Genomic DNA, 2,845 nt, shown 5'->3' with positions numbered 1-2,845 from the left:
GTAACCAGATGTTTTCCGTTGAGTTTACAACGAACGAATCTCCCGCTGCGACCACCGCATACGATTTGATGTTCTTCAAGACTGCAGCTGCATCCAAGGCCGGAAGAAGTTGCATCGGCCAGCCTGCACCGTATAGGTAGCCAGCACCGTTGCCATTGCTAATCGGGATGTCAGTCGTGAGATGGGGGAGGCTTCCGCCACCCGTGGAAGTGAAAGCAGTCATCGCGATGCCCACTTGCCGGATATTATTGAGACACTCAAGTTTACGTGCAGCACGGCGAGCTGATTGCACGGCGGGTGCGATCAGGGAGGCCAGCACCGCGATGATGGAGATCACCACCAGAAGTTCGATCAGCGTGAAGCCGCGTCGCGGCTGGCGTTGTTTTTTGAGGCGAAGGCGAGTCATCTTGCATTCTCCAAGGAATTGAAAGTTGAGAAGGGTTCGATCGAAAAGATATGTGCCTGTTTCCGTCGAACTCGCCGTTCGACTGCAACGCGCAACCGAATGGCATATTAGCAAATCGGAAGCCACAGATCCAATGTTTTTTTAAGTTGCTTGCTGTAAATGACTTGTGTGGTTACCTGTCAGTTTTGCGGAATTTTGTTCTGTGTCTGATTGTGCTTCGTCTGTCTCCTCTGTGTGTTTAGTTTTGCTGCTTTGTGTTTCTTTTGCTGCGTTCTGCCCGTGAGCCTGCCGATCAACGTCAATTCAGGATCTGGCGGTAGAGCACCAGTTGCTTCCAGTTAATGCCGTTGGGGATACCTGATGTTGATGTGTCCGGGAGAATGCTGAAGGTGCTGTTGATCGGTGTGATTCCCTGGGCGGCAAGATTTTTCCATTGTTCCACCGCGCCAGTGCGATCGATGACGAAAAATGCCCGCTGCGTTGGCGAATCTTCCAGCCGACCGCCGATGCGAATGGCCGTATTGCCTCCCGAGGTTTCCTCGACCGCTTCAAAGTATTGCACGGCGATGAAGACACCGAACGAGTTGGATCGCGTCGTTACGTTATTCATGATCTTGGACAACAGGCGATTCTTCGCCAGTGAGTCCAGCGGCGCCGATCCACCGATATGTTCGGCCTGTTGACCGACTTCGAATAAGCCGCGCGGATCGGGCAGGGTGGCGTCCCCGTCCAGGATACGGAACAAGGTGTCCTGACGCTGGCTGGTCTGTCCCCGCGCCGTGAAGCTGAAACTGCGAAACGGCCGTGATCCCGCCAACCCGGGAACAAACAGTCCTGTGACGGGATCTGCACTCGCCTGGGGCGGAGTAATCCCCGGCAGGAAAATTCCATCCCGGGATCGCAGGAATTCGTACCACCAGTCGCGCGTGGTCCCGGTCGATGCGACCGTGTCTAATGTGTCACGACTGGGGATCGAATTGGGCAGGATGTTCAAGACGAGGTTGTCGTCCAGCAGTCCCGCCAGGACGTTCGAATGACGAACCATGTTCAGGTTGAGCTGTCCATGGACTCGCGGCCACCCAAAGTTCGTCGGCAGCCCAAGCTGGTTGACCGAGTAGTCTCGCAGTTCGGGATGACGGTGCATGGGGGAGGGGACTTCCAGGAATTCGAGCAACCGATACCACCGATTGTCGAACTGAGGGTTCAAGTCGAGTGAATCCGGGTAATCCGCCAGCATGAACTTGGTATTGGCCGTTAACGCACGGTTCGTACCCGAAAGGTTGAGCTGGTTGACGGGGCTGTGATTGGCGTAAGCCAGTGCGCGCGTCAGGTACCAGGTTTCTGTCATGTCGTACCAGAGGTCGCTGGCGGCATAGAGTCCGGGCCCCACCAGAGGAAGTTCCAGCAGTTCGCCGAGCGATGCGAACGGTCGGTCAAAGTGGAATTGCGAGACCAGCGGGACAGGTGGAGGACCACTTTGATTGTATTTTCCCGTGCCGATGAAGTTACGCAGGGGGGCGGTTGTGGGATTGCCCCACTCGTTGGTGCTGGGAAATTCGACCTCATTGTCAGCGGCCAGCGGCTCTGGTCGGTACCGGCTGTTCAATGCCTGCAGCAGTGGCACGACGGTCGTGGCATCCGTCGTATTGGTCGTATTAAAGATCTTGATACCGCTTTCGGGAGTCAGCATGTTCCCGGTCTGAAACCGGTCGACTTCAATCCAGGGGTTGTCCGCTTCGTCGGCCGGAGTCGTGGGGGGCTGGCGATAGGGGTTGGCTCGCCGCATCAATTGGAAAACGACAGGCAGTCTGTCGGTCATGGGGTCAGGTGGCGTGTTGTTCTGACCGAGTAATTCTCCTCGCGTTGGTTTGTCCACCGGAGGCGTAGCACCATCGGTCAAACGAAAATTGGCCGGTGGATCGACGATCAGATCCAGTCGACTGGTCGGTGCGAGAGTGGCAGCAGGGGCGACCGTCGTGCCGTTGACGACGAAGTTACTGCTCGGATTGCCTGAGGTGTCGTGAGTGGATCCATCACCGGCACTGAGAATCGTGAATGCACCGCCGGCAGGAATGGAGCCGATCAACGGGGTCAGGCGCCGCTCATCGGCGGAACCGGTTCCCGGTCCCGCGGGGAGCACACGGATCTGCCACGCATTGTTCGTGGTGAAGTCGATGGGGTAGGGCGACGTGCTCTGCAGATCGATGTAGGTGAAGAAGCGGGCTGTCCCGTCATCGAAAGCGGTTGTCGGATTGTTGCCGGTCAATTGATTCGTCTTGATCACCAGCGCTTCGCTGATGGTCAGTTGCTGAGCTTCGACACCCCAGACTTCCTTGCGGTTCGGCTCGACGGTGGTGTAGGGATTATCATCCATGCCCCAGCCGTCGCTCAGGTCTGTGTCGTACTCAAACCGGGTGATCACGTTATCACGATCCATCG

At 56.7% G+C, this 2,845-nt stretch carries 2 protein-coding genes; both read right to left on the bottom strand.

Features of this window, described 5'->3' with window-relative positions; genetic code table 11:
• A partial coding sequence (locus tag VGE80_RS03720; RefSeq protein ID WP_440591717.1) for a type II secretion system protein occupies window positions 1-406 on the bottom strand: 406 nt, incomplete at its 3' end.
• A 298-nt stretch (window positions 407-704) separates the two neighbouring features.
• Window positions 705-2,845, bottom strand: a 2,141-nt coding sequence (locus VGE80_RS03715; RefSeq protein ID WP_440591716.1) for a hypothetical protein, incomplete at its 5' end; no start/stop codon positions are given.

Source organism: Schlesneria sp., from assembly GCF_036405755.1.
Taxonomy (GTDB): Bacteria; Planctomycetota; Planctomycetia; order Planctomycetales; family Planctomycetaceae; genus Schlesneria; species Schlesneria sphaerica.
The sequence above is the reverse complement of the archived record's forward strand: the minus strand, read 5'-3'. Positions and strand labels throughout refer to the sequence as shown.